This is a genomic window from Methylovorus sp. SPW-M1 (assembly GCF_053848825.1).
Genome location: NZ_CM132626.1, coordinates 2274456 through 2300450 on the forward strand (window position 1 = coordinate 2274456; position 25995 = coordinate 2300450).

Here is a 25995-nt window from a genome sequence, read left to right on the forward strand (position 1 = left end):
TTTATGAGTGTTTGGTCGGGGTGAGAGGATTCGAACCTCCGGCCTCCGCGTCCCGAACGCGGCGCTCTACCAGGCTAAGCTACACCCCGGAAGCCATGCGGGTGATGGCGAAAGGAGGCTTTATTATCCAGTTGCTGAAAGCAAAATTCAACTGACAGGCCGCCCTCACTGAGTGCTGGCGGCTTGATAATGCAGGCTCAGGCGCGGTTGAGCCAGAAGTAGCGGTAGACGAAGCCGGGGAAGGCGAAGACGAGGAACAGGCTGCCGGTGGTGGCATAGAATTCCCAGCCTTGGGGGAATGCCTGACCCATGGTGGAGAGTTCGGCGTAGTGGGCGATGCCACCGGTGACGAAGTACATCACGATGAGTTCGAGCAAGCACCAGCCAGTGTGCTTGGTGCCGCCTTTAAGCGGGATCACGAAAAACAGGCGTTCGGAAAACCAGGGCATATTCGCCAGCACCAGGGCCAGCAACAGCAAAATCGTTTGTGTCATGTCAGCTACTTATTGAAAACTGTGGGTGATGGCGTAAGCGCAAATATCCATCAATCGTTGCGGGAACATGCCGAGCGCAAGCAACAGCAGCGCATTCAGGCTGAGCAGCACTTTCATGTCGATCGGGGCTTTGATCGGCGTGTTATCCAGTGGTTCATCAAAGTACATGAGTTTGACCACGCGCAGGTAGTAGAAACCACCAATCGCGGCCATGACCACGGCGAAGATGACGAGGCCAACAAAGCCAGCCTGTAGCGCGGCCTGCAGCACGGCAAACTTGGCGTAGAAGCCCAGCGTAGGTGGCACACCGGCCATGGAGAACATGATGATGAGCATGAGGAAGGCATACCATGGGCTGCGCTGGTTGAGGCCTTTCAGGTCTTCCAGGTTATCGGCCTCAAAGCCTTTCCGTGAGAGCAAGAGCATGATGCCGAAGCCGCCCAGGGTCATCAGCACATAGGCCATGATGTAAAACATGGCGGACACATAACCATTGGTGCCCGCACTCATAAAGCCATATAGCAGGTAGCCCACATGCGAGATGGTGGAATAGGCCAGCATGCGCTTGAGATTGGTTTGCGCTATGGCGGTGATATTGCCGATGAGGATGGACAACACAGCCATGATCGCCAGCATGCCCTGCCAATCGATGGCGAGCACATAGAGCCCTTGAATCAGCAGACGGATCATGAAGGCAAACGCGGCCAGCTTGGTTACCGAGCCAATGAATAGCGTGACGGCCGTGGGCGCGCCATGGTAGACATCCGGCACCCACATCTGGAAAGGCACGGCACCGAGCTTGAAGCCCAGGCCTGCAATCAGGAATACCACGCCCAATACCAGCACGGCATGGTCAGGCGCGCCTTGCAGCAAGGCGTTGGCGACTTCGGCAACATCCAGCGTGCCCGTCACGCCGTACAGCATGGACATGCCGTACAGCAGCATGCCGGAAGACAGCGCACCCAGCACAAAATACTTCATGGCGGCTTCGGTGGCGCGCGGGTTGTCCCTGTCCATCGCAACCAGTGCATACAGACACAGCGACAGCAGTTCCAGGCCCATGTAGAGCGTGAGGAAGTGCTGGCCGGAGACCATGATCATCATGCCCAGCAAGGCAAACAGCGTGAGGGCAAAATACTCGCCACGGAACATGTCACGCAACGAGACATATTGGCGGGTGTAGACCAGCATCACCGATGTTGTCAGGTACATCATCAGCTTGAGCACATCGGACAAGGGGTCATCGACAAACATGCCATTGAAGGCATAGCTCACTACCGAGACATTATGCGTGCACGCCGTGACGACTGCCGCCGCTGCGAGGCCCAGCTGGGTAAAGATGTATATCAGGGAGCGATTGTGTGACTTGAGGAATAGGTCCAGAAGCAGCACGAACATCGCCATACAGAGAATGATGATCTCCGGCAAGGCGGCATACAGGTCGGATTGAATCGCGTTCATTGGCTGGTTCGCTTGTTATCTAGGCATTATCAAAGCAGCTTGCTCTGCGCCATGTGCGCGAGCAGGTTGTTCACAGTGGCGTGTGTCATTTCGGTAATCGGGTGCGGATACACGCCAAACCCGATTACCAGCACAGCCAGCACCGACAGGATGAAAAACTCGCGGCGATTCAGGTCTTTCAGCGCGGCCACATGGGCATTGCCGATCTCACCATAGAACACGCGCTTCACCATCCACAGGGTATAGGCTGCGCCCAGGATCAACGTGGTGGAGGCAAGGAAGGCAAACCAGAAGTTGGCTTGCAAGGCGCCCAGAATCACCATGAATTCCCCCACAAAGCCGGAGGTGCCTGGCAGACCGGCATTGGCCATGCCAAACAGCACAGCAAAGGCGGCAAATGTTGGCATGGTGTTGACCACACCGCCGTAATCGGCGATCTGGCGGCTATGCATGCGGTCATACAGCACGCCCACCGACAGGAACATGGCACTGGATACAAAGCCGTGCGAAATCATCTGCACAATCGCGCCTTCCATACCCAGCGGATTGAAAATGAAGAAGCCCAGGGTGACAAAACCCATGTGCGAAATCGACGAATAGGCGATCAACTTTTTCATGTCCTTTTGCACCAGCGCCACCAAGGCGATATACACCACGGCAATCAGGGACAGCGTGATCATGAAACCGGAGAGGTAATGCGCAGCATCTGGAGCTATCGGCATGGCAAAGCGCAGGAAGCTGTAGCCGCCAAGCTTAAGGGCAATGGCCGCCAGCACCACGGAACCACCCGTTGGCGCCTCCACGTGGGCATCCGGCAGCCAGGTATGCACAGGCCACATCGGCACCTTGACGGCAAACGCCATGAAGAAGGCCAGGAAGATCAGGATCTGCGCCTTGAAGCTGAGCGGCAGCTGGTAGTAATCCACCAGTTCAAAGCTGTTGCTCTGGTGATAGAGATAGATGAAAGCTACCAGCATCAGCAGAGAGCCGATAAAGGTATACAGGAAGAACTTGATGGTGGCATAGACGCGGTTAGGCCCACCCCAGATACCGATCACCAGGAACATCGGGATCAGCATCGCTTCCCAGAACATGTAGTAAAGAATGGCATCCAGCGCGGCAAACACGCCGATCATCAATCCAGACATGATCAGGAATGCCGCCATGTATTGCGCCACGCGCTTCTCGATCACTTCCCAGCCGGCAATCACCACTATCACCGTGGTAAAGCTGGTGAGGATGATCAGCGGTACGGCCAGGCCATCAACACCCAGGTGGTAATTGATATTGAAGGAGGTGATCCAGCGGTGGCCTTCCTGAAACTGAAAGCCGCCATCCATCATGTTGAAATGGGTATACAAAGGCAGCGTGACGAGGAAAGCCGCGATACTGCCGAACAAGGCCAGCCAGCGCGCCAGACGTGCGTTTTGATCACCGCCCGTGCACAGCACCAGCACCCCGGCGAAAATAGGTACCCAGATACTTAGACTAAGAATAGGCCAATCCACCGCTTATACTTTCATGAACAAGGACAGTAACAGGAACACGCCGATGATCATGGCAAAGGCGTAGTGATAGATCAGGCCGGACTGCAAGTGCCGGATAATGCCGGAAATGCGACCAATCAGGCGTGCGGTGCCGTTGACCAGATAACCATCGATCCACTTGACGTCGCCTATGCCCCAAAGCTTGCCGCCCAAGAAGCGCGAGCCACCGGCGAATACCTTCTCGTTAAAGGTATCAAACCCATATTTGTTTTCCATCAGGCGATACAGCCAGCCGCAACGCTTCTGGATGGCGGCAGGGATGTCCGGCCGCTTCATGTAGAAAAACCACGACAGCACCACACCGGCCAGGGCAAAAATGAAAGGCAGGCTGGTCAGGGCATGCAGCGCCATGGCACCTGCGCCATGGAAATGATGCGCCAGCTCATGCATGACGGGGTGTGCCTCGGTATCCACAAAGATCACGCCATCAAAGAAATGTCCGAACAGCATGGGGCCAATGGCGATATAGCCGATAACCAGCGATGGGATCGCCAGTGCGATCAGCGGCAGGGTCACCACCCAGGGCGACTCGTGCGGCTTGTCGTGCGGGCCCAGGCCGTGGTGATGCTCGTCGTGATCATGATCATCATCGGCATGGGCATCATGGTGGTCATGCGCGTGCGCCGTTTTTTCCATCCAGCGCTCCTTGCCATGGAATACCAGGAAATACATGCGGAAGGAGTAAAACGCCGTCACAAACACGCCAGCAAGCACGGCAAAGTAGGCAAAGCCACTGCCGGGGATATGCGACAGCTTGACGGCTTCGATAATCGAATCCTTGGAATAGAAGCCGGACAGCAATGGCGTGCCGATCAGCGCCAGGGAGCCAATCAGCGAGGTGATCCAGGTGATCTTCATGTATTTGCGCAGGCCACCCATATTGCGGATGTCCTGATCGTGGTGCATGCCCATGATCACAGAACCGGCGGCCAGGAACAGCAAGGCCTTGAAGAAGGCATGGGTCATGAGGTGGAAGATGGCCACGGAGTAGGCCGATGCGCCCAGTGCCACTGTCATGTATCCCAGCTGCGATAGCGTGGAATATGCCACCACGCGCTTGATGTCGTTCTGGATAATGCCGAGAAAGCCCATGAACAGGGCAGTAATTGCGCCGATGACCATCACGGTGGACAAGGCGGTAGTCGACATTTCAAACAGCGGCGACATACGCGCCACCATGAAAATACCGGCGGTCACCATGGTGGCCGCGTGGATCAGCGCGGAGATAGGGGTTGGGCCTTCCATGGAATCTGGCAGCCACACATGCAAAGGCACTTGCGCCGATTTACCCATGGCGCCGATGAACAGCAGGATGCAAATCACCGTCAGCAGCGACCATTCGGTATTGGGGATGATGCTGACCGTGGCATCGGCAAACTGCGGTGCGATGGAGAACACGGCGGCGTAATCCAGGCTGCCAAAGAAATACAGCACCATGGCAATGCCGAGCAGGAAGCCGAAATCGCCCACGCGGTTAACCAGGAAAGCCTTGAGATTGGCGTAGATGGCGGTTGGACGTGTGTACCAGAAACCAATCAGCAGATAGGACACCAGGCCCACCGCTTCCCAGCCGAAGAAGAGCTGCATGAAGTTGTTGCTCATCACCAGCATCAGCATGGAGAAGGTAAACAGCGAGATGTAGCTGAAGAAGCGGCTATAGCCAGGATCTTCGGCCATGTAGCCTATGGTGTAGACGTGCACCATCAGCGAAACAAAGGTCACCACCAGCATCATGACAGCTGTCAGCCGGTCGATCAGGAAACCGACTTCAAAGCTGGTATCGCCACTGGTCAGCCAGGTGTAGACCGTGCCGTTGAACACCCTGCCCTGCAACACATCATTGAACACCACCACCGACAGCGCAAAGGCACCTGCCACACCAGCAATGGTGAGCCAGTGTGCAGCAGCGCGCGGCAGCATGCGGCCAAACAGGCCCACAATGGTCGCTGCCACCAGTGGCAAGAGCGGAATCAGCAGATAGATGGTTTGCATGTCAGTCATTTGTTATTTTCCGCTTAACCCTTGAGACTGTTGATGTCATCGACGTTAATGGTTTTCAGGTTTCTGAACAGCACCACCAGAATGGCGAGGCCAATGGCAGACTCTGCCGCCGCCACCGTCAGAATGAAGAACACGAACACCTGGCCAGCCGTATCCTGCAGATAATGCGAGAAGGCAATAAAGTTGAGGTTAACCGCCAGCAGCATGAGCTCAATTGCCATCAGCAGCACGATGACGTTTTTGCGGTTAAGGAAAATGCCAACCACGCTGATGGCAAACAGCAATGAACCCAGTATGAGGTAATGCGAGAGTCCAACCATTACGCCTTGTCCTTTCCTTCGGTCTCGGCAGCTGCCGGGATTTCCACATCGGCAGGCATGCTCACCATGCGAATACGATCTGCACGCTTGACCTTGACCTGCTCGGCCGGGTCAATGAATTTCGAATCCTTGCGGTCACGAAGGGTCAGCGCAATGGCCGCCACAATCGCCACCAGCAGCACCACGGATGCTAGCTCAAACGGCAGCAGGTAATCGGTATACAGCTGACGCCCAAGCTCGGCAGTATTGCTGTAGCCAGCGGGATGCGGCGCTGGGGTCGCAACACGGTCTACACCAAAGTGCTTGGAGCCCAGAATCATGACCATTTCCAGTGTCATCAGAATGCCCACAGGCAAGGCAATCGGCAGTGCTTCCCAGAAACCTTCACGCAGCTTGTCGAGATTGATATCCAGCATCATCACCACAAACAGGAACAGCACCATCACTGCGCCCACGTAAACCAGCACCAGCGCAATCGCCAGAAACTCGGCTTCCAACAGCAGCCAGATACCGGCGGCGGTAAAAAAGGCCAGCACCAGATGCAAGGCGGCATGCACCGGATTGCGTGAAGTAATGACGCGCAAGCCAGCAAACAGCAGGATAGCCGCCAGGACATAGAATACGTAGTCGTTGAAATTCATCTAGTCAGCTCGGTTGATGTAGGGCGCATGGTTATTCGTATCCGTCGCTCGTGTTTATTGGCACGCTAAATTAGCGGTATTTGGCGTCCGCACTGCGATCCGCCGCAATCTGGGTTTCATATTTATCGCCCACCTCCAGCAGCATGGGCTTGGTATAAAGCAAATCGCCGCGCTTCTCGCCGTGGTAATCAAAAATCCGCGTTTCCACAATGGAGTCGACCGGGCATGATTCTTCGCAGAAGCCGCAGAAAATGCATTTGGTCAGATCGATATCGTAGCGTGTGGTGCGGCGCGTATTGTCTTCGCGCTGCTCAGATTCGATAGTGATCGCCATGGCCGGGCAAACAGCTTCGCACAGCTTGCAGGCAATGCAGCGCTCCTCGCCATTGGGGTAGCGGCGCAAGGCATGCAGACCACGGAAGCGTGGGCTCATGGGAGTGCGCTCTTCCGGAAACTGAATGGTGATCTTGCGCGCGAAAAAATAACGTCCGGTCAGCGCCATGCCTTTCAGCAACTCGACCAGCATCAGGCTTGATAATACGGTTTTGATCTTGGCTAGCATAATGGTCTCAGTGGAACAGATAGGCCAGCGGGGTCTGCATCAGACCGCCAACCACGATGATCCAAACAAGCGTGATAGGAATAAACACCTTCCAGCCCAGTCGCATGATCTGGTCATAGCGATAACGCGGGAAAGTAGCCCGAAACCAAAGGAAGAAGAACAACAGCAGCGCCACCTTGATGATCAGCCACAGTAAGCCCGGGATCATGTTGAAAGGCGCTACGTCAAGCAGAGGCTGCCAGCCACCAAGGAACATGATGGCCGCCAGCATGCAGACCAGTATCATGTTGGCGTATTCAGCCAGGAAGAACACGGCAAACGCCATGCCCGAGTATTCCACATGGAAACCCGCGACAATTTCTGATTCGCCTTCGGCCACGTCAAATGGGGCGCGATTGGTTTCCGCAACTGCACTGATAAAGTAAACAATAAACAAGGGGAACAAGGGCAACCAGTACCATTGCCAGAACCCGCCCGCCTGCGCGACCACGATCTTGCCCAGATTCAGGCTGCCGGCACACATCAGCACACCTACCAGTGCAAAGCCCATGGCGATTTCGTAGGAAACAATCTGGGCCGCCGAGCGAAGCGAGCCAAGGAAGGCATACTTGGAGTTGGATGCCCAACCGGCGATGATCACGCCATATACGGCCACCGAAGTCATGGCGAGGATATACAGCAAGCCAGCGTCAATATCGGCCAGGATCATGTCCACATCAAACGGCACCACGGCCCAGGCCGCCAGCGCAGGCGCAATCGCCAGCACGGGTCCCAGCAGGAACAAGGTTTTATTGGCCGCGGAAGGGATGATGATTTCCTTCATCAGCAGCTTCAGGCCATCGGCAATCGGCTGCAACAGGCCAAAATAGCCCACACGGTTAGGGCCCATGCGCACCTGCATGAAGCCAATCACCTTGCGTTCAGCCAGGGTCAGGTAAGCCACCGCGCCCATGATGGGGGCCACGATGGCAATGATCTTGACCAGGGTCCAGACCACGGGCCACGCGGGACCCAACAGATTTTGCATAAAGGCGATCATGCGCGTGTCACCTCGATTTCACCCATGAGATCACCCAGCAGGCTGGTTACAGGCAGAGCGGTCGGTACGCGCACCACGCCATGTGGCAGGCCATCATCACGCTTGGCTTTAAGCAGCACACTTGCCACCCCCTGCTTCACGGTGACCATTTCACCATCGTCCAGGCCCAGCTCTGTAAGCAGCTGACTATGCATGGCAGCTACCGGAGCCTGCACGGCACGGGTTTTCTGCAATGGCGGTGAGCGACGCACGATGGCATCGGACTGGAACTGCGGTACTTCGCCCAGGCGCTGCAAGACATTGGATTTGATCTTGACCTGAATTTCGATCAGCTCGCGCAGATTGTTATTGAGCGAATTCCAGACCACAGTAGAAGGTTTCTGACCGCCAAAAATCGCGTTTTTAACCTGCTCACTGCTATCAAAATCAAAACCGGACAAGCCCAGGGTATTGCCCAACACGCGTAATACCTTCCAGCCCGGACGGCATTCGCCCAAGGGCTTGGTCACCGCGGTAAAACTCTGCACGCGCCCTTCCATGCTCATGTAGGTGCCGGAGGTCTCGGTAAATGGGGCAATTGGCAGCAGCACATCGGCATGCTCCAGCGCCTCGGATTTGTATGCTGTCAATGCGATCACGCATTCGGCTTCCGCAATGGCCTGGCGGGCCTGCGCAGCATGATGGCAATCCAGCTCGGGCTCCACATTCACCAGCAGGTAAGCCTTGCGAGGTGACTCCAGCATGGCTTTGGCATTCAGGCCGTGCTCGCCTGGCAGGGCGCCCACCAGATGGGCACCGGTGCTATTGGCTGCTGGCGACAGGATGCCAAAGGTAGCGCCGCAGAGCGATGCAATGGCTTCAGCCAGACTATAAAGCTCGGTAAAGCGAGGATGACTTTGGGCAATATTGCCCAGGAAAATACCGGTGCGCGGGCTGACGAGGTCGACTTCCTTGCCCAAACCGGCGAGGCTTTCTGCCATGGCTTGCGAGTTATCCCACACGCGGACGGTTTCCAGCAGATCATTAAGTGACTTTGGCAAACACAGCGACAGGCGTTGCAAGCCTGACATGGCTTTCAGTATCTGCGCCAGCACGTTGACCATATCGTTCGGGGTGCAGATCGCCTTGTGCTTGACGGCCATCAACTGATCATCATCCATCGGGTTGACCAGCGACAGCTCGGCGCCCTGGGCCACTGCCTTACGAATACGATTTGCCAGCAGCGGGTGCTCATTGCGCAGATTGCTACCGATAACCAGGATGCGATCCATCTCTTGCAGGTCAGGGATATTGCAGCCCATCCACGGCGTCCCCATGCGCTTGCCATCCAGGCGGAAGTCGGTCTGGCGCAGGCGATAATCAATATTGATGGAGCCCAGGCCATGCGCAATCTGCTTGGCAAGGTAGGCCTCTTCCATGGTGCTGTTGGGTGAAACCAGCACGCCCAGCTGCTCGCCGCCATCGGCATTGGTAATGTCCTTGAGCTGGCCTGCTGCAAATTCCAGTGCTGTCTTCCAATCGGTTTCGTGCCACTCACCATGATGCTTGATCATAGGCACGGTCAGACGGTCGGGGCTGTTCAGGCCTTCATAGGAAAAACGGTCACGGTCAGACAGCCAGCATTCATTGATGCTTTCTTTTTCGCGCGGCAGTACGCGCAGCACTTTGCCATCCTTGATATGCACTTCGATCTGCGAACCCAGACCATCATGCGGTGCAATGGAAGGACGGCGCGTCAGTTCCCAGGTACGGGCTTTGTAGCGGAATGGCTTGCTGGTGAGTGCGCCCACGGGGCACAAATCAATGATGTTGCCGGATAGTTCAGAGTCGACACTCTTGTCGACATAAGCAGTAATCTCGGCATGCTCGCCACGGCCGACCATGCCCAGTTCCATCATGCCGCCGACTTCCTTGAGGAAGCGAACGCAGCGCGTGCACTGAATGCAGCGGGTCATGTCGGTAGAGACCAATGGGCCGATATTCTTGTTCAGTACCACCCGCTTTTCTTCGGCATAGCGCGAAGCGGGGGCGCCGTAAGCAACGGCGATATCCTGCAGGTCACACTCGCCGCCCTGATCGCAAATCGGGCAATCCAGCGGGTGATTGATCAGCAGGAACTCCATGACGCTTTTCTGTGCTTCCACGGCGGCTTTGGAGCGGGTGAAAATTTTCATGCCATCAGCAACCGGGGTTGCGCAGGCAGGCAAAGGCTTTGCAAACTTCTCGACCTGCACCAGGCACATGCGGCAATTGGCGGCTACGGAGAGTTTTTTGTGATAGCAGAAACGCGGAATGGCAATGCCAAGCTTGTCCGCTGCATCGATGATCGTGGTGCCGTGATCGACTTCTACGGCTTTGCCGTCTATCTCTATATTCAGCATGGTACTAACCTTGAAAAGCCTAACACTGAAAAGCCATGTTCAACCCCGGGCACACGCAAGAACGCCAGCTGGCTGGCTTTATCACGACTGAAATTACATGTGTACGTGGTCATGACCATCACTCCGCCTTGCCCGTCACCATGGACTTGCCATGCTGAATGTAATATTCGAATTCGGGACGGAAATGCTTGATGAAACTGAGCACCGGCGTAGCAGCGGCATCGCCCAGCGCGCAAATCGTGCGGCCGGAGATATTGCTGCTCACATCGGTCAGGAGATCAAGATCGCCCATGCGACCTTCACCCTCGACAATACGTTTCACCACGCGGTAAAGCCAGCCTGTACCTTCACGGCACGGCGTGCATTGACCGCAGGATTCTTCATAGAAGAAATACGAGAGACGTTTCAGGGTTTTCACCATGCAGGTGGTTTCATCCATCACGATCATGGATCCTGCACCCAGGCTTGAACCTGCCTTGGACAAGCCATCGTAATCCATGGTCGCACCCATGATGGCGGCAGCGGGCATGACGGCCGTCGATGGGCCTCCAGGAATCACGGCCTTCAGCTGGCGACCTTTCCAGACGCCACCGGCGATATCGAGCAGTTCGGTAAATGGCATGCCCATACGCACTTCGTAATTGCCTGGGCGCTCAACATGGCCGGACACCGAGAACAGCTTGGTGCCGCCTGAGTTTGGCACACCCAGCGCCTGGAAGGCATCGCCGCCATGCTCAAGTATCCAGGGTATCGATGTGTAGGACTCGGTATTGTTGACATTGGTCGGCTTGCCGAACACGCCGTAACTGGCGGGGAATGGCGGCTTGAAACGCGGCTGGCCCTTCTTGCCTTCGATCGATTCGATCAGTGCGGTTTCTTCACCGCAGATGTAAGCGCCATAGCCATGCACGGCAAACAGATCAAAACTGAAGGTGGTGCCGAACAGGTTTTCGCCTATGAAGCCAGCAGCACGCGCTTCATCCAGCGCACGCTCGAATATCTCGTAGTCCTGCCAGATTTCACCGTGTATGTAGTTGTAGCCGACGCGCGCACCCAGCGTATAGGCAGCGATGGCCATGCCTTCGATCAGCTGATGCGGGTTGTAGCGGATGATGTCGCGGTCCTTGAAGGTACCGGGCTCGCCTTCATCGGTATTGCATACCAGATACTTGGTGCCATCGTAATAACGCGGCATGAAGCTCCACTTGAGACCGGTAGGAAAACCAGCGCCACCGCGGCCGCGCAGACCGGAAAGCTTGACCTGAGTGATGACGTCGGTGGCTTTCACCTTATCCTGCACCAGGCGTTGCAATTGCTTGTAGCCGCCCACATTCAGATAGGCTTGCAGCGATGCGGGATCAGGCTGCCCCAGCGTGCGCAGGCAGACCAGAGTTTCCTTGTCGGAGCGATGTTGAACAGGCGTATCAAAAGCAGCCATTACTTCAACTCCTCCAGAATCGCATCCACTTTTTCCTTGGTCAGGAATTCACACATGCGCTTGTTGTTGATATGGAACAAAGGCGCACCGCCGCAACAGCCCATGCACTCGCCTTCTTTGAGTGTGAATTTGCCATCAGGCGTGGTTTCGTTGAAGCCGATACCGAGGCGCTCCTGCAAATGGTCCACAATGACATCGGAGTCACGCAGCATGCAGGAGATATTGGTACAGACGGTGATCTTGTACTGCCCTACCGGTTCCAGTTCATACATATTGTAGAAACTGGCGACTTCCAGAGCGGCAATCGGCGGGATACCCAGATACTCAGCCACAAAGGCCACTGTATCTTTGGACAACCAGCCTTTTTCATCCTGGGCAATACGCAAGGCGGACATGACGGCTGCCTGACGACGGTCAGCCGGGTATTTGGTCAATTCGCGATCTATCTTGGCGAGGGATTCCTGAGACAACATTAGCGATCAATCTCCCCGAAAACGATATCCTGTGTACCGATAATGGCCACCAGGTCGGCAATCATGTGGCCGCGCGTCATTTCATCCAGCGCTGCCAGATGCGGAAAACCAGGCGCACGAATTTTCAAACGATAAGGCTTGTTGGCTCCATCCGAAATCAGGTAAATGCCAAACTCCCCCTTAGGGTGTTCCACCGCAGCATAGGCTTCTCCGGCGGGCACATGAAAGCCTTCGGTAAACAGCTTGAAGTGGTGGATTAGCGATTCCATGTCCTGCTTCATGCCTTCACGGGCGGGCGGTGCCACCTTGTGGTTGTCGGTAATCACCGGGCCAGGATTTTTGCGCAGCCAGTCTATGCATTGCTTGATGATGCGGTTGGACTGGCGCATTTCTTCGATACGCACCAGGTAACGGTCATAGCAGTCACCATTCACTCCCACCGGGATATCGAAATCCATCTTGTCATAGACTTCGTAAGGCTGTTTCTTGCGCAAATCCCAGGCGAAACCCGAGCCACGCAACATCGGACCAGACAAGCCCAGTGCCAGTGCACGCTCAGGCGTTACCACGCCGATACCGACGGTGCGCTGCTTCCAGATACGGTTATCGGTCAGCAGGGTTTCGTATTCGTCCACATACCCAGGGAAGCGGTTGGTAAAGTCTTCAATGAAATCGAGCAAGGAGCCCTGGCGATTTTCATTGAGGCGCTTGATTTCATCCTTGGCGCGTACCGTCGAGCTTTCGTATTGCGGCATACGGGCTGGCAAATCACGATAGACACCGCCAGGCCGGTAGTAAGCAGCGTGCATGCGAGCGCCAGAGACGGCTTCATAGCAGTCAAACAGGTCTTCACGCTCGCGGAATGCGTACAGGAACACCGTCATCGCCCCCACGTCCAGCGCATGCGCACCCAGCCACAGCAGGTGATTCAGCACACGGGTAATTTCATCGAACATCACGCGGATGTATTGCGCGCGGATGGGGACTTCGAGTCCAAGCAGCTTTTCAATCGCCATGACATAGGCATGCTCGTTCGCCATCATCGACACATAGTCGAGGCGATCCATATAAGGCACGGACTGCAGATAGGTGCGATTCTCGGCCAGTTTTTCCGTCGCACGGTGCAACAGGCCAATGTGCGGATCCGCCCGCTGGATAACTTCGCCATCCAGCTCCAGCACCAGTCGCAGCACGCCGTGCGCAGCCGGGTGCTGGGGACCGAAGTTCATGGTGTAGTTACGAATTTCAGCCATGATGGAAGCCCTCGTCACGGATAACACGTGGCACGTTGTTGCGGGGATCAATCGTCACTGGCTGATAAATGACGCGCTGTTGCTCAGGGTCATAGCGCATTTCCACATTGCCTATCATCGGGAAATCCTTGCGGAAAGGGTGGCCTACAAAACCATAGTCGGTGAGCAGGCGGCGCAAATCAGGATGGCCTTCATACATGATGCCGTAGAGGTCGAAGGACTCGCGTTCAAACCAGTTGGCAACCGGCCACATATCCACCAGCGTAGGAAGTACGGGAAAATCATCATCTGCTGCGAATACCCGCAAACGTACACGCTGATTCAAGCTGATGGAAAGAAAATGGTAGACCGTGGCGAAACGCAGCCCGCTCCAGCTGCCCTCCCCATACTCGGCATAGTCGACGCCACAGAGATCAATCAGCTGTTCAAACTTGAGCGAAGGATGGTCTCGCAGGATAAGACAGACGTCCAGCATATTGGCAACCGAGCATTCAATCGTCAATTCGCCGACATGGCTCACCAGACGGCCCAGCTTGTCTCCAAGCGCCGACTCGATATTGGCGGTAAGTTGTTGCAGACGGGAGCTCATGTGATCACCTGGCGATAGTATTGGTACGCTTGATTTTGTTTTGCAACTGGATGATGCCATAGAGCAGCGCCTCGGCTGTCGGTGGACAACCTGGCACATATACATCGACAGGAACGATACGGTCACAGCCGCGAACAACAGCATACGAGTAATGGTAGTAACCGCCGCCATTGGCACAGGAGCCCATGGAAATGACCCAGCGCGGCTCGGCCATCTGGTCATACACCTTGCGTAGCGCAGGCGCCATTTTATTGACCAGAGTGCCTGCCACGATCATCACATCGGATTGGCGGGGGCTTGGGCGGAATACAATGCCAAACCGGTCCAGATCATAACGGGATGCGCCCGCATGCATCATCTCCACCGCACAGCACGCCAGACCAAACGTCATCGGCCACAGCGAACCCGTGCGCGTGTAATTGATGACCGTATCCAGCGTGGTCGTGACAAACCCTTTTTCCAGTACACCTTCAATACTCATGCAGAGACCCCGTAGTCGGCATCTACTTGCCATAAAGCAGGTAGCAGAGCGATAACAATATGCGTAATGGATAGCAAGGCAGCGGACTGAACATGCGCCGCCAATGGCACATTATCAGGACAGCGATTGAGGTTTATTCCCACTCGAGCGCCCCCTTCATCCATTCGTAGACGAAACCCACCACCAGAATTCCCAGGAAAACCAGCATGGCAATAAAACCGAAAAGACCAATCTCCTGCAGCACAACGGCCCAGGGGAAGAGGAAAGCGATTTCAAGATCGAACAGGATAAAGAGGATAGCGACGAGGTAATAACGTACGTCGAATTTCATGCGAGCGTCTTCGAAAGCTTCGAAGCCGCATTCATAGGGAGAATTTTTTTCGGCGTCAGGGCGGCTGGGGGCCACCACTTTGCCAAGGACAATAGGGGCTATACCGACGGCTAAACCGACGATGATGAACAGTAATATAGGAAAGTAGTTTTCCAGCATGTTCACGCCCCAATTTAACTCAATGCACCTAATTGTGATTGAGTATTTTAATTATTGGTGCCGTCGATGAGACTCGAACTCATACGTCTTTCGACACTACCCCCTCAAGATAGCGTGTCTACCAATTCCACCACGACGGCAAGTCTGGCTGCTAAAGCCAATACAACTATTACTGCGGCACATCCTTTGCTGGTGAGGATTCAGCAGGTTTGGCTGGCGCGCTTTCGCTTGCCTTGCCAGGTGCAACAACAGAATTCGTTGGGAGCTTGACGACGCTTGAACCTTGGGTGCGGTGGCTAGACATGTAAGCCAGGGTCAAGCTGGTAGCAAAGAAGATGGCCACAAAAACAGCGGTGGCACGACTCATGAAGTTGGAGGATCCGCTAACACCGAACAGGCTGCCTGAAGCACCACTACCAAAAGCAGCGCCCATATCAGCACCCTTGCCGTGCTGAAGCAATACCAATCCGATAACACCGAGTGCAGCCAATACGTGCACAATTGATACTAAAGTTTCCATGTTCTCTCAAATCCACTGCTTAAGTCAGCTTTAGTTTGATTTTATCAAATCTACTGACAAGCAGCGCGACAAATTTCCTCAAAATCGTTGGCATTCAATGAACATCTGCCAATCAAACCGCCGTCTATATCCGGCATAACGAATAATTGTGACGCATTTAGGGGATTTACGCTACCCCCATACAGAATTCTTACGGTTTCTGCCGCATGCACATCCAGCGCGGCGATTCTATCACGGATAAACGCATGTACCTGCTGCGCCTGTTCCGGTGTTGCAGATAAACCCGTGCCGATAGCCCATACCGGTTCATAGGAAACAACCGCATGTGCAAACACGCCAGCCCCCACCGTCTTCAGCACGGCATCAATCTGGCTGGCAATCACTTGATGACACAGGCCGGACTCGCGCTCGGCCAGGGTTTCTCCCAGGCAAAGCACAGGCGTGATGCCCGATTTGCGCGCCACCACAAATTTGGCGGCAATATTCTCGTCGCTTTCGCAATAGGCGGTACTGCGCTCGGAGTGCCCCACAATCACATAACTGGCACCAAAGTCCTTGAGCATGCGCGCACTGACTTCTCCGGTGTATGCTCCGACTTCATGCTTGGCAACATTCTGTGCGCCCCAGGCAATATGGCTGCCCTGCAGCTCCTGCTGCGCCTGAAACAGATAAGGGTATGGCACGCAGACGGCAAAATCGGCCGAGGTCAAATGATCAAGCCGCTGCCTGAATGCATCAAACAGCACCTTGTTTTGCGCAAGGTCGCCATGCATTTTCCAATTAGCGACCACCAGCTTACGACGCATATGAATACCTAAAAATTTTCCGAATGGTACCGTGCAGCCTGCTCGGCAGTCAATTTGACTGCGCCGCCACAGGCTGCCAGTGCTTGATCAGCAACTGTACGTTGCGGGCGCCGTTAAAGGCATTGGTCTGCAATTCATACACCGCCGTGACATACTGCGGCAAAAACTCCTCCTGCCGGAAAAATATCGCATCCACGGCGCGTCCACGGGTCGATAAAGTAAGCTTGAGATGTTTGCCACCGACAATCCGTTGCGCCACCACCTCAAAATCGTCGCAAAACATGGGTGGAGGAAATCCCTGCCCCCACACCTGGCGCTGCAGTGCCACCGCTACATCCCAGTGCATGTCATCCAGCGCCAGCGCGCCGTCGACTTCAATAATCGACTCCAGATCCGCCGGGGTCAGCAACCCTGTCACCACCGACTCGAACCCCAGCCGGAAACGCTCCATATCCTCTTCGCGAATACTCAACCCGGCCGCCATGGCATGTCCGCCAAACTTGAGTATCAGATCAGGCTCACGCTTGGACAGCAGATCCAGCGCGTCGCGCAGATGCAACCCGGGTATGGAGCGCCCCGAACCTTTGAGCACCCCATCGCCTGCCTGGGCAAATGCAATCACCGGACGGTGGTAACGCTCCTTGATGCGCGATGCCAGAATGCCTATCACCCCCTGGTGCCAGTCCGGCTGATACAAACTCAGGCTGTAGCGGCCTTCCGCATCCAGGCCATCCAGCTCAGCCAGCGCACTTTCCTGCATATCCGCCTCTATGCTGCGACGTTCATGGTTGAGGGCATGCAGCTGCTGGGCCATGGCATGGGCTGACTGATCGTCCTCAGCCAGAAGACAGCTGATGCCCAGCGTCATGTCATCCAGGCGACCTGCCGCATTCAGCCTTGGCCCCACGCTGAAACCAAGATCCTGCGCGCAACTTGAGGCGGGCTCACGGCCCGCCAGACGCATCAGCCATAAAATACCCGGGCTGCACTGACCGGCACGAATACGGCGCAGCCCCTGCTCAACCAGAATGCGGTTGTTGTCATCCAGTTTGACCAAGTCAGCCACCGTGCCCAAGGCCACCAAGTCGAGCAGACTAGTCAAATTCGGCTCAGCCTTGCCCTCAAACAAGCTTCTCGCCCGCATCTCGGCACGCAAAGCCAACATCACATAAAACGCCACGCCCACGCCAGCGAGATGCTTGCTGGGGAAATCGCAGCCATGCTGATTGGGATTCACAATGCAGGCGGCTGCCGGCACATGGTCGCCGGGCAAATGGTGATCCGTCACCAGTACGGACATGCCCAGGGCATTAGCACGCGCCACCCCATCGACGCTGGCAATGCCATTATCCACGGTGATGATGAAATCCGGTTTCGACTGGGCAGCAAGCTCCACAATTTCCGGCGTCAGGCCGTAGCCATACTCAAAGCGATTAGGTACCAGAAAATCCACTACCGCGCCCAGCATGCGCAAGCCGCGCACCATCACGGCGGTGGCGGTTGCCCCATCCGCATCATAATCGCCGACAACCAGCAGAGAGCGCTTTGCGACAATCGCATCTGCCAGCAAAGCCGCCATGCGAGTGTTATTGGTCAGACGATCTGGAGGAATCAGCCCGGCGAGCGAGGCTTCAAGCTGCACTGGCGTTTTGACTCCGCGCGCCGCAAGCAGCTGCGCCAGCAATGGCGACAAGCCACTGGCTACCAGCGTGGAAGCAGCAGCCTCGTCAGGCTCGCGTCTCACAATATTAACCACCAAGCACCTCCGTCCACGGTCTGGATTTACGCCAGAATTGATAGGTATCCCATTTATTCACGCGACACTGCAATACCCGATCTCCCAAAGCAATATTCAATTCCAGCTGACTTAGCCCCCCGCGACGTAGCGCCTGCCATAGCATGGGCAATCCATTCACCACCGCGGCTGCCGATTCAACCGGAACCAGCCAGGCCTGCGTCGCTTCATGTCGTAGCAATTCGCGCATATCCTGCGGCACCGCATGGCATTCGCCTGCCTGCAGGGTAGCCAGACCACGCGCCACGGCATCCTCAGCAAAGAGCAGGGGCAAGACGCCGGTTGCTTTCGATGGCAAGACGCCGCCGCCATAGACCCACACGCCGCTTACCGGCAATGCGCCCTGCGCCTCGCGCGCCTGATTAAGCGGATGCTCGAACAGCAACATCTGCACTTCATTCAAAAAAGCATTCCAGAAAGCCGCATCCTGCCCATGCGGCAACAGGCTGCGAATATCGCGCCCCACTGCCACATCGACCGGGGTTGTTTGAATATGCGGCGGCGTTTGCACCTGCAAATACCAGCGATCAGCGCAATGCGGGCTCTGCACAAACTTAAGTTCCTGCTCCGCAAAATGCTCATTCAATAAAGTCAGCAAGCTATCCGCCTCTGCTTTTTGCAGCGACAAGGCCTCAGGCCCGGCAATCGTAAAAGAGTCGCGCTGCAGTTGCAGATGCACAGGCTGGGCAAAAAACACATACTCGGTCGGCAATGAAAGGCCGTCAGCCAGCGCCGCCAATGAGGCTAGCGGCCAGTCTTGCTGGCTGGCAAGACCCGCGCTGCTGCACAATATCTCATCAATGGTCGTCGTCAGGAATTCACGTCGACCCACCGCCAGCAAACGCTCAAAGGTCGCCACCACGGCGGGACTCATGGTCATTAATGTGTGCGGTGTTTTCAGGAAAATCTGGAGATTCACTTCAGGTTCACTTAGATGTCACTTTGTTATACGCCGTGCAGGCGCTAAGATATATTCAACTTAACAGAATGATACGCTATATGGATCTCATTTTATGGCGTCATGCCGAAGCAGACGACACCTCACCAGACATCACACGCGCCCTCACGGCCAATGGTAAAAAACAGGCCGCTGTCATGGGCGAATGGTTACGCCAGCACCTGCCCCCCGCTACCCGCATTATCGTGAGCCCAGCGACGCGCACCCAGCAAACTGCGCTGGCATTGGGGATGGATTTCACGACAATCGACGCCCTCGCCCCTGGCGCCGCTCCGCATGATGTATTGCAAGCCGCCGGCTGGCCCAAGGCTCAGGGGGCCGTGCTGGTCGTCGGGCATCAACCCTCGCTGGGCATGGCGGCTGCGCTGGCCATGAGCGGAAAAATTCAGTACTGGTGCGTCAAGAAAGGCAATATCTGGTGGCTGAGCAATCGCCAGCGCGCCCATGAGGACCAGACGATTTTGCGTGCGGTTATTTCGCCGGATCATCTATAAAACGCGTTACCTTGAGAGATATCTCTAGCCTGTTGGTTGCATCCCATAACGCTCAGCATGCAAAATCAAGCGCTCAAGCATAAACAGACACAAGAAGAAATGCCGCGCAGAATAATGTGGTCAGCCACTGGCTGGCACAACAGACCGGCAAACAAGGAAGACTGAAATTTGAGAACAGTACTGATCGCCAACCCCAAGGGAGGCAGCGGTAAAACCACACTGGCCACCAATCTTGCCGGGTACTTTGCCAGCCGTGGACGCCATGTCGTGCTGTCGGACATGGACAGGCAGCAATCTTCCCTGCAATGGCTGGAGCGCAGACCGAGTCAACTCCCCTTGATTCATGGCATGGATGGTCGCGGCAGACACGCAGACAGCCTGAGTGCAGACTGGACCATCATCGACTCTCCCGCTGGCCTGCGCGGCGACAAGCTCACCGACGCTGTAAAAACAGCCGACTGGGTGATTGTACCCATCCAGCCCTCGGCATTTGATATTGGCGCCAGCCAGGAATTTCTGGAAACCCTGCGCGAAGAAAAAGCCGTGCGCAAGGAGCGTACCTTTGTCGCTGTCGTCGGCATGCGCATCGACAGCCGTACTCGTTCGGCGGCAAATTTGCAGCGCTATCTGGATAAAAGCGGCTTCCCCGTCATGGGCAACCTGCGGGATGCGCAGATTTATGCACTGGTCGCCGAACAAGGCGCCAGCCTGTTTGACATTCGCCCATCGCAGGTCACCCGTGATTTGCAGCAATGGGCGCCGTTGCTGCACTGGCTGGTGAACGCAGACCGCAATGCCTAATGAAATAGAACTGAAGCTGCGCATAGACGCGGCTGATACAACGCGCCTGTTCAATCACCCAGCGCTGGCAAATGGACTGGAGCATGGCCCGCTTACGCGCCAGCTCATCAGCACGTACTTCGACACCCCCGACCTGCGTTTGCTGGATACCGAAATCAGCCTGCGCGTGCGCAGCATGTCCGGCGGCTGGTTTCAGGCGGTAAAAGCCGCGGGCTCCTCCGTCGCCGGCCTCCATCAGCGCATGGAATGGGAAGACATTATCAGCGGCAGCGAGCCTGATTTCAGCAAAATCACCGAACCCGCGCTGGCTGCCATATTTGCCGACCGGCAATTGCGCGATGCCTTGCAGCCCCTGTTCGTGACGGATGTGGAACGCACCGAATGGCAACTGCGCATGCCTGACGGCACGGCGCTGGAAGTGGCTTTTGATCTGGGCGAGCTGCAAGTGGGCAGCCATATTCGCGAAACCATCAGCGAAGTCGAGATCGAACTGAAAAGTGGCGATGCCGCACAGGTATTTTCGCTGGCGCTGGCTTTGCAGGCAGATATTCCGCTCACCATCGAAAACATCAGCAAGGCACAGCGCGGTTATGGACACTACCGCACGCTGCCGCCATCGTTTTCCACCCTGGCGCTGGAATTGCCGCAAGCTCTGGATAAAGCGGCGCTGACCAAACTGGTGTGGGCATGCTTGCATCAAGTACAAAGCAAGCAAGCCTTGCTGGAAGCAGACGACACTCAACTCCAGCAGCATGCCATCGCCGAGATCCGTAGCACCTTGCAATACCTGCTCAGCGTATTGCAGCTCTTCAAACCCACGCCTGCTGCATTGCTGACCGAATACCACTGGCTGCAGGATACGGCCCATGCCACGCAGCCGGATGACCAAGCAGCAGCGCATCACATCCACACGCTGTTGCATAGCCAGCGATGCCAGCGCCTGCTGCTGCAAACCGGCGCCTGGCTGCTGGCCCAGGCAACGCTTGTCCAGCCCCGGTAAGCTCTGCATAATGGGCAACCGCTTTTAGCCTCATCAGCACAAGGGAACACCATGAATCTCGAGAAAGTCATTTTCGGTTTTTTTATCCTGTTGGCATTGACGCTGAATTTCGGCTTTTTTATCGGCGACATTGATAACCCGCACCATCACCACGCCTATGAGCTGTATGTCGCGATTGTGGTGAATCTGATTGCCACCGTGCTCAAGTTCGGCGACCGCACGCATATTGGGGCCATTCACCTGGCCACCAGCCTGGTCGCGGATCTGCAACTGATTGCCGCGGCTATCCTTTGGGCAGCAGCAGGCACGCAGGGTGATGACCCCAGCGTTATCGTCAGTGTGGTCTCGCTCTCGGGCGGCGCACTGCTTGCCAACATCACCTCCGTGGTTCTGCTGATTGCAGAAACCATCCAGATCAAGCGCTAGGCCAAGGCAAGCACAAAGCCGCCACGCCGTGAACAACATCCTGTTTCTGATTCTCAGGCGCATGCGCCTGCCTATCATCGCGGTTATTGTCAGCTACACCATCGCGGTCGCCGGCATGTCGCTCATGCCAGGCGTTGACCCGGATGGTCACCCATGGCGGCTCAGCATTTTTGAAGCGTTTTACGTCATCAGTTATACCGCCACCACCATAGGCTTTGGTGAAGTACCATTCCCTTACTCCACTGCACAACGCATGTGGATGTCGTTTTCGATTTACCTCACGGTGATCCCCTGGTTTTACGCCATCGGTAAGATCATTACCCTGTTTCAGGACCCAGGCTTGCGCCAGGCCTTTACCACCTCGCGCTTTGCGCGTGAGGTCAACCATCTGATGGAACCGTTTTATATCGTCTGCGGCTATGGCGAAACCGGCAGCCTGCTGGTGCGGGCACTGGATAAAAATGAAGTGCGCGTGGTGGTGATCGAGCTGGAGCAGGAGCGCATCAATGAGCTGGAGCTGGAAGATTACCAGTTTGATATCCCCAACCTGTGTGCGGATGCCAAGCTGCCCGAAACCCTGCTGCGTGCCGGGCTGAAAAACCCGATGTGCCAGGGAGTGGCCGCGCTCACCAATGACGATCATGCCAATCTCGCCATTGCCGTGGCAGTGAAGCTGATCAGCCCGGAGTTACGCGTGCTGGGGCGCGCCGAAACCGAACAGACGGCGTCCAACATGGCCTCGTTTGGCACCGACCACATCATCAATCCCTACACGATTTTTGGCGATCATCTGGCGATGGAAGTGCATGCCATTGGCACTTACCTGCTGCATGAATGGTTGACCGGCGTGCCTGGGGAAAGCCTGAAATCGCCGATCTGCCCGCCCATCGGCAAATGGATCGTTTGCGGCTATGGCCGCTTTGGCCGTTCGGTCGTGCAGAATCTGGAGCTTGAGCACATCGTCACCACCATCATCGAGGCTGACCCGGAGCGTACTGGCTGCAAGGAATGTATCGTGGGCAATGGCACCGAGAAGGAGACACTGCAACAGGCAGGGGTGCATGAAGCGGTGGGTATCGTGGCGGGCACCAATGACGACATCAACAACCTGTCTATCGTGATGACCGCGCGCGAGATGAACCCGGATCTGTTTGTGGTATTGCGCAAGAACAAGCGCTTTAACGCCGCGCTGTTTGAGCACTTCAAGGCCGACATCACCATGGAACCCAGCGACATCATTGCGCATGAATGCCTGGCCAACATGATTTCACCGCTGCTGGCGCAATTCCTCAGCCTAGTCCGGCTGCAAACCAATGTCTGGGCCAACAGCCTGATACAGCGCCTGGTGGAAACCGTGGGCGAAAATGTGCCGGAAACCTGGGCCATCAGCATTACGCAGGAAAACACGCCCGCCCTGTTCCACATGCTGGCGCATGAACCGATTACGCTGGCGGACATCCTGCGCAATCCGCATCATCGGGAAACCAGTCTGCCGATTGTGCCGTTGATGATATTACGCAACCATCAGCCGCTACTGCTGCCAGAAGCCACTACCCCACTTGAACGCGGAGACCGCATCCTGTTTTGCGGCCATGACAACGCCAAGAGCACCACGACTTACGCGCTGGGAGATTTCAAAACCATGCGCTACATGCTGCATGACCAGCAGCTGGCGGATAGCTGGCTGTGGCGGCAGATCAAACGCCGCAAATCCGCGCACAACGCTTCCGTATAAAAACACGGCTTAATGAATCATGCGCTCCAGCGCAGCCCGATCCAGCAATTCCAGTTTGCCACGCCCCAGCGCCAGCCAGCCTTTTTGCTCGAAGCGCTTGAGCTGGCGGCTCACCACTTCACGTGCCGTGCCCAGTTCATCCGCAAGCTGCTGATGGGTACGACGCACCTGGTCACCCGGCTCCTCCAGCAGCAGTTTGGCAAGCCTGGCGTCCAGGCTATGAAAAGCCACTTCATCCAGCAGCACAATCAGGTCACTGATCAGGGCGCCATAGTTTTCCATGACAAAGCGGCGGAACACGCGTGACTCCAGCATCATTTCGTGAAAGGCAGCGGCCGGCACCAGGATGTCGCGTATCGGCTCCTCCACGATGGTCGATGCCGGATAGTCGCTGGAACCCAACAGACAGGTGGTAGTCAGCACGCAGGTTTCGCCACCCGTCACGCGGTACAGCAAAATCTCCCGGCCGCTGCTGGAAAGTTTGAACACGCGCGATTGACCCGCCAATCTCAGCACATAAGCGTGGCAAGGGGTACCCTCTTCATAGCCTATGGTGCCGACCGGGGCTTCGACCACGCGCGCATGCTTCAGCAGCAAGCTCCGCGCCTCGGGCTCCAGTGCCATCAGCGCGGGGAATTGCACCAACCAGTCCAGATCCGTAATGGGTTTGATGTGTGCCATGGCTGCCCGCGTCCTATCTAGTGATGCCTGCAGCCGGCGCTCATGCCTTGGTCGCCATAAACGCCGCTATCACATTCAGTGCAAACCCGACCCCGAAACCGGTGGTATCGGTAGCCACGGCACCCAGCCCGCCCTTGCGATTCACGGCAGCGAGGTCTACATGCATCCAGGGAATATCGCCCTCGATAAAACGCGAGAGGAAACGCGCCGCAATAATATGATCGGCATCCGAATCCAGCGTGCATTGCTTGATATCGGCAATATCGCTATCCAGCTCTTCTTCGTAATCCGCATCGAACGGGAATGCACACACGCGCTCGCCCGCCTCGTTACCCGCCGCCACCGCGTGGCACAGCATATCGGGGCGATTGCCCAGCACACCGCTGTAGCGATTGCCCACCGCTGTTACCATGCTGCCGGTCAGCGTGGCAAAGTCGATCATCAAGTCCGGCTTCTGGCGTGAAGCCAACGTAAGCGTATCCGCCAGCACCATGCGGCCCTCGGCATCGGTGTGCACAATCTCGATGGTGGTACCGTTGAGCGCGGTAATGACGTCATTCTGCTTATACGCTCGCGGACCGATGTGGTTCTGCGCAATGGCAAGCCAGGCATCAATTTCCACAGGCAAGCCCGCCTCGGTAGCGGCAAGCAGGGTCCCCAGCACCACGGCGGAGCCGTTCATATCCTCATGCATGCCATTCATGTAGCGTGCAGGCTTGAGGTTATGGCCGCCGGTATCAAAACAGATGCCCTTGCCCACCAGTGAGATGCGCTTTTTGGCATGCTTGGGTTTATAGCGCAGATGCACAATCGCGGCGTCTTGCGGGTCTGAACCCTGGCCCACAGCCACAAATGCCCCGGCACCCATTTTGCCGAGCTTCTTCATGTCAAAGCTCTCATGGTCCCAGCCATGCTTGGCTGCCAACTCGGCGATACGGTCCCGATAGAGGGCGGGCGTCAGTTCATTCGGTGGCAACACGGTGAGCTGGCGCACCAGAATATTGCCCTGGGCACGCGCACGCACCGCCGCAAAGCTGTCGGCACGCTTGTGTCCATAGAGATGAATCGTCTTGAGCGCATGTTTTTTTGATTTGGATTTGCGGGTGGGCAGCACGGCCGCATTCACTTCGGTGACATATAAAGCCTCTGCAGCTGCCTGCGCGGCCTCTTCCGCGTCACCATATACCGCAATCACCAATTGCGCTGGCGACTCATCCAGCAGCGGCTTGACCGCTTTGCGCAACAGGGTGTGCCGCTGGAACACAGATTGCTTTTGCTCAAGCACGACCCAACTTGCCCTGGCGCCTTCAGGCAAGTCGGCGATCAAGGGGGACTTGGCAAGCTCAGCATATAGACTGCGCTGCCGCTTCATTCTGGCATCCAGCACCGATGCATGAGGGAGATCCTGCGGCCGCTTGGCGGGGAGTACAAACAGGATATGCGTCGCGTTGTTAAGCTGGCTGGCATCAGCATATGCCGCATTTTGCTTTAATTGGATGGCCATAAACCCTCTTGGAATGTATACAGTTTGTTACAAATTTTTCAGATTTTGCGGGCACTTAGCAGCAGAAGTTTTAAATCTACTGGAGATGCTTAACTTGACCAAAAT

26 protein-coding genes and 2 tRNA genes are annotated in these 25995 nt (G+C 56.0%); 5 read left to right on the top strand and 23 right to left on the bottom strand.

The features are described 5' to 3' along the window. Positions 1-12 precede the first annotated feature (12 nt). The 21 genes from ACWWD9_RS10720 to ACWWD9_RS10820 all read right to left on the bottom strand — a co-directional run bounded on the left by ACWWD9_RS10720 (position 13) and on the right by ACWWD9_RS10820 (position 19210). A tRNA-Pro gene (locus ACWWD9_RS10720) sits at positions 13-89 on the bottom strand. A gap of 108 nt (positions 90-197) precedes the next feature. Beyond that, the gene (locus ACWWD9_RS10725) at positions 198-494 is read right to left on the bottom strand and encodes a DUF2818 family protein (RefSeq protein WP_013441519.1); all 297 of its coding nucleotides are present in this window, start codon (positions 492-494) and stop codon (positions 198-200) included. Between the two features lie 9 nt (positions 495-503). Next, the gene (nuoN, locus tag ACWWD9_RS10730; RefSeq protein WP_015829534.1) at positions 504-1955 is read right to left on the bottom strand and encodes an NADH-quinone oxidoreductase subunit NuoN; all 1452 of its coding nucleotides are present in this window, start codon (positions 1953-1955) and stop codon (positions 504-506) included. Positions 1956-1984: 29 nt separating this feature from the next. Then, positions 1985-3463, bottom strand: coding sequence for an NADH-quinone oxidoreductase subunit M (locus ACWWD9_RS10735; protein WP_015829533.1), 1479 nt, complete (start codon positions 3461-3463; stop codon positions 1985-1987). Between the two features lie 3 nt (positions 3464-3466). Beyond that, positions 3467-5503, bottom strand: a complete 2037-nt coding sequence (gene nuoL, locus ACWWD9_RS10740; protein ID WP_013441516.1) for an NADH-quinone oxidoreductase subunit L — start codon at positions 5501-5503, stop codon at positions 3467-3469. Positions 5504-5517: 14 nt separating this feature from the next. Then, positions 5518-5823, bottom strand: coding sequence for an NADH-quinone oxidoreductase subunit NuoK (gene nuoK, locus ACWWD9_RS10745; protein ID WP_013441515.1), 306 nt, complete (start codon positions 5821-5823; stop codon positions 5518-5520). Further along, on the bottom strand, positions 5823-6464 hold the full coding sequence (locus ACWWD9_RS10750) for an NADH-quinone oxidoreductase subunit J (protein WP_455867010.1): 642 nt from the start codon (positions 6462-6464) through the stop codon (positions 5823-5825). Before ACWWD9_RS10750 ends, nuoK begins: the two co-directional genes overlap by 1 nt. A 70-nt stretch (positions 6465-6534) precedes the next feature. After that, on the bottom strand, positions 6535-7026 hold the full coding sequence (nuoI, locus tag ACWWD9_RS10755) for an NADH-quinone oxidoreductase subunit NuoI (protein WP_455867011.1): 492 nt from the start codon (positions 7024-7026) through the stop codon (positions 6535-6537). 7 nt (positions 7027-7033) lie between these two features. Then, positions 7034-8065, bottom strand: coding sequence for an NADH-quinone oxidoreductase subunit NuoH (gene nuoH / locus ACWWD9_RS10760; RefSeq protein ID WP_455867012.1), 1032 nt, complete (start codon positions 8063-8065; stop codon positions 7034-7036). Next, positions 8062-10446 carry an NADH-quinone oxidoreductase subunit NuoG gene (gene nuoG, locus ACWWD9_RS10765; protein ID WP_455867013.1) on the bottom strand — a complete coding sequence of 795 codons (2385 nt, stop codon included), beginning with the start codon at positions 10444-10446 and terminating at the stop codon, positions 8062-8064. Before nuoG ends, nuoH begins: the two co-directional genes overlap by 4 nt. A gap of 118 nt (positions 10447-10564) precedes the next feature. Then, positions 10565-11884, bottom strand: coding sequence for an NADH-quinone oxidoreductase subunit NuoF (nuoF, locus tag ACWWD9_RS10770; protein ID WP_013441509.1), 1320 nt, complete (start codon positions 11882-11884; stop codon positions 10565-10567). Beyond that, a complete protein-coding gene (gene nuoE, locus ACWWD9_RS10775; RefSeq protein ID WP_013441508.1) occupies positions 11884-12357 on the bottom strand; it encodes an NADH-quinone oxidoreductase subunit NuoE in 474 nt (157 codons plus the stop codon). The genes nuoF and nuoE overlap by 1 nt, the downstream gene beginning before the upstream one ends. Beyond that, complete coding sequence (locus tag ACWWD9_RS10780; RefSeq protein WP_013441507.1) at positions 12357-13610, bottom strand: NADH-quinone oxidoreductase subunit D; 1254 nt, start codon at positions 13608-13610, stop codon at positions 12357-12359. The genes nuoE and ACWWD9_RS10780 overlap by 1 nt, the downstream gene beginning before the upstream one ends. After that, a complete protein-coding gene (locus ACWWD9_RS10785; protein ID WP_013441506.1) occupies positions 13603-14199 on the bottom strand; it encodes an NADH-quinone oxidoreductase subunit C in 597 nt (198 codons plus the stop codon). Before ACWWD9_RS10785 ends, ACWWD9_RS10780 begins: the two co-directional genes overlap by 8 nt. 4 nt (positions 14200-14203) lie before the next feature. Next, positions 14204-14680 carry a NuoB/complex I 20 kDa subunit family protein gene (locus ACWWD9_RS10790; protein WP_013441505.1) on the bottom strand — a complete coding sequence of 159 codons (477 nt, stop codon included), beginning with the start codon at positions 14678-14680 and terminating at the stop codon, positions 14204-14206. Positions 14681-14813: 133 nt separating this feature from the next. Then, complete coding sequence (locus ACWWD9_RS10795; RefSeq protein WP_015829529.1) at positions 14814-15170, bottom strand: NADH-quinone oxidoreductase subunit A; 357 nt, start codon at positions 15168-15170, stop codon at positions 14814-14816. Positions 15171-15225: 55 nt separating this feature from the next. Continuing rightward, positions 15226-15310: transfer RNA gene (locus ACWWD9_RS10800), tRNA-Leu, on the bottom strand. A gap of 29 nt (positions 15311-15339) precedes the next feature. Continuing rightward, on the bottom strand, positions 15340-15690 hold the full coding sequence (secG, locus tag ACWWD9_RS10805; RefSeq protein ID WP_015829528.1) for a preprotein translocase subunit SecG: 351 nt from the start codon (positions 15688-15690) through the stop codon (positions 15340-15342). Between the two features lie 50 nt (positions 15691-15740). Continuing rightward, the gene (gene tpiA, locus ACWWD9_RS10810) at positions 15741-16496 is read right to left on the bottom strand and encodes a triose-phosphate isomerase (RefSeq protein WP_013441501.1); all 756 of its coding nucleotides are present in this window, start codon (positions 16494-16496) and stop codon (positions 15741-15743) included. 49 nt (positions 16497-16545) lie between these two features. After that, a complete protein-coding gene (gene recJ / locus ACWWD9_RS10815) occupies positions 16546-18252 on the bottom strand; it encodes a single-stranded-DNA-specific exonuclease RecJ (protein ID WP_455867014.1) in 1707 nt (568 codons plus the stop codon). Continuing rightward, a complete protein-coding gene (locus tag ACWWD9_RS10820; protein WP_455867015.1) occupies positions 18245-19210 on the bottom strand; it encodes a hypothetical protein in 966 nt (321 codons plus the stop codon). Before ACWWD9_RS10820 ends, recJ begins: the two co-directional genes overlap by 8 nt. Positions 19211-19290: 80 nt before the next feature. Here ACWWD9_RS10820 and ACWWD9_RS10825 point away from each other — a divergent pair, with 80 nt between their 5' ends. From ACWWD9_RS10825 to ACWWD9_RS10845, 5 genes are all read left to right on the top strand, one after another. After that, on the top strand, positions 19291-19743 hold the full coding sequence (locus tag ACWWD9_RS10825; protein ID WP_455867016.1) for a SixA phosphatase family protein: 453 nt from the start codon (positions 19291-19293) through the stop codon (positions 19741-19743). 168 nt (positions 19744-19911) lie between these two features. Continuing rightward, positions 19912-20544 (top strand): nucleotide-binding protein, encoded by a 633-nt coding sequence (locus tag ACWWD9_RS10830; RefSeq protein ID WP_455867017.1) that lies wholly within the window; start codon positions 19912-19914, stop codon positions 20542-20544. Next, on the top strand, positions 20537-21544 hold the full coding sequence (locus tag ACWWD9_RS10835; protein ID WP_455867018.1) for a CYTH domain-containing protein: 1008 nt from the start codon (positions 20537-20539) through the stop codon (positions 21542-21544). Before ACWWD9_RS10830 ends, ACWWD9_RS10835 begins: the two co-directional genes overlap by 8 nt. 51 nt (positions 21545-21595) lie before the next feature. Next, a complete protein-coding gene (locus ACWWD9_RS10840) occupies positions 21596-21970 on the top strand; it encodes a DUF6394 family protein (RefSeq protein ID WP_013441495.1) in 375 nt (124 codons plus the stop codon). A gap of 28 nt (positions 21971-21998) precedes the next feature. Then, positions 21999-23705, top strand: coding sequence for a potassium channel family protein (locus tag ACWWD9_RS10845; protein WP_013441494.1), 1707 nt, complete (start codon positions 21999-22001; stop codon positions 23703-23705). 9 nt (positions 23706-23714) lie between these two features. On the opposite strand, the gene ACWWD9_RS10850 is transcribed toward ACWWD9_RS10845, so the two are convergent. After that, complete coding sequence (locus ACWWD9_RS10850; RefSeq protein ID WP_015829521.1) at positions 23715-24386, bottom strand: Crp/Fnr family transcriptional regulator; 672 nt, start codon at positions 24384-24386, stop codon at positions 23715-23717. Positions 24387-24426: 40 nt separating this feature from the next. Further along, positions 24427-25890, bottom strand: a complete 1464-nt coding sequence (locus ACWWD9_RS10855) for a M17 family metallopeptidase (protein ID WP_455867019.1) — start codon at positions 25888-25890, stop codon at positions 24427-24429. Positions 25891-25995 lie beyond the last annotated feature (105 nt).